Source organism: Pseudomonas sp. HMWF006, from assembly GCF_003061205.1.
GTDB classification, from domain to species: domain Bacteria; phylum Pseudomonadota; class Gammaproteobacteria; order Pseudomonadales; family Pseudomonadaceae; genus Aquipseudomonas; species Aquipseudomonas monsensis.
The window spans coordinates 1-2,019 of sequence record NZ_QAIU01000336.1; the positions used below are offsets into that span (position 1 = coordinate 1).

Annotated in this window: 1 protein-coding gene and 1 pseudogene; both read left to right on the forward strand. The window is 63.4% G+C overall.

Annotated features, from left to right (window positions below):
* Positions 1 to 1,348 (forward strand): TldD/PmbA family protein (locus tag DBR24_RS13905; RefSeq protein ID WP_146189040.1); only part of this gene is annotated, 1,348 nt, incomplete at its 5' end.
* A pseudogene (locus DBR24_RS32140) lies at positions 1,348 to 2,019 on the forward strand (TldD/PmbA family protein); the annotation flags it as partial. The gene DBR24_RS13905 and the pseudogene DBR24_RS32140, both read left to right, overlap by 1 nt.

A 2,019-nucleotide genomic window follows, 5' to 3' on the forward strand; every position in this document is an offset into this window, starting at 1 on the left:
ATACCTGTCGGTGCGCAAGAACGTCGCCGAGCCGCCGAGCCTGAGCCGCGACGAAGGCGCGATGCTCACCGTGCGCGTCAACGGGGTCGAGGCCTATGCCGCCACCAACGACCTGTCGCAGCAAGGCCTGCAAGCCGCCCTTGAACGCGCCGAGCAACAGGCCCGGCGGCTCAAGCCCCACGCCTTGCTCGACCTGCGCGATCAGCCGGTGTCGAGCGACCGCGCCGACTACTTCTCGCCCAATCTCGAACAACCCTTCCCGTCCCTGAGCGAATGCTTCGAGCTGCTCGGCGCGGAATCCGCCTCGGTGCCCAAGGATGAGCGCCTGGTGAACTGGCAAGTGAGCATCGGCATTACCCATGTCGAGCAGATCTACCTGAGCAGCGCCGGTGCCGAATTGCGCCAGGCCCAGCGCTTCGTCTACCCGAGCCTCGATGTCACTGCCTACGACGGCAACGACAGCCAGACCCGCAGCCTCGGCCGCGAGAACTTCGGCCAGCAGGGTGGCGCTGATGTGATCAGCCGTTGCGGTCTGGTCGGCGCCGGCCCGCAAGTGGCGGATCAGGCCCTGCAACTGCTGCTCGCGCCGAACACTCCGCAAGGCCCGCGCGACCTGTTGCTGATGCCGGATCAGATGATGCTGCAGATCCACGAGTCCATCGGTCACCCGCTGGAGCTGGACCGCATCCTCGGTGACGAGCGCAACTACGCCGGCACCAGTTTCGTCAAAACCAGCGACTTCGGCAGCCTGCAATACGGTTCGAAATTACTTAACGTGACCTTCGATCCGGGCATTCCCGAAGAGCTCGCCAGCTACGGCCATGACGACGACGGCACGGCGGCAAGCAAACAGTTCCTGATTCGCGATGGTTTGCTGCTGCGTCCTCTGGGCGGTGCACTGTCGCAATTTCGCGCCGGTCTCGACGGCGTCGCCAACAGCCGCGCCTGCGGCTGGAACCGCCCGCCGATCGACCGCATGGCCAACCTCAATATCGAGCCGGGCGATCAGCCACTGAACAAACTGATCGAAGGCATCGAGCACGGCATCCTGATGAGCACCAACCGCTCCTGGTCGATCGACGATGCGCGCAACAAATTCCAGTTCGGCTGCGAGTGGGGTCAGTTGATCGAAAACGGCGAACTCAAAGGCGTGGTGAAAAACCCGAACTATCGGGCGATTTCCGCGCACTTCTGGAAGAGCCTGCGCGCCGTCGGCGATGCCAACACCGTCAAGGTGCTGGGCACACCGAACTGCGGCAAGGGTGAACCGAACCAGGTGATTCGCGTCGGCCACGCTTCGCCGGCCTGCGTATTCAGCAACGTTGATGTGTTTGGGGGAGACGCCTGATGAGCATTTCGAAGAGTCAGTCCGACGCCTTCAAGGTCATGGTCAATTGGCTGCGCGACAGCGTGCGCGAGCCGGAACAATTCACCCTCAGCTTCGCCGCCGAGTCCTCGGCATTCGTGCGTTTCAATCACGCCAAGGTGCGGCAGGCCGGGCAAGTGCAGCAGGCCAATATCGTCCTGAAGCTGATCAACGATGGCCGCCACGCCGATCTGCAAATCACCCTGTCCGGCGATCAGGAAGCCGACCTGCAACGCCTCGCCGAGGGCCTGCATCAATTGCGCGAAACGTTGCCGTTGCTGCCGCAGGATCCGTACCTGTTGCTCAACCACAACGGTTGGCAGAGCGAGAACGTGCAGGAACATCCGCTGCCGGACACCGAGCAGGTGGTCGATGAAATCTGCGCCGCCGCTGAGGGTCTGGATCTGGTCGGTTTCTACGCCGCCGGTCCCATCAGCCGCGGTTTCGCCAGTTCGTCGGGGGCGTTCGGCTGGCACCAGGCCAACAGCTTCAACTTCGATTTCAGCCTGTTTCACGACAATGGCGAAGCGGTGAAGGCCAGCTACGCCGGGCATGACTGGAGCAGCGAAGGGTTCGCCAGACGCTTCCAGCAGGCCCGCGAGCAACTGGCATTTCTCGGCCGCCCGTTGCGCACGCTGGCGCCGGGGCAGTAC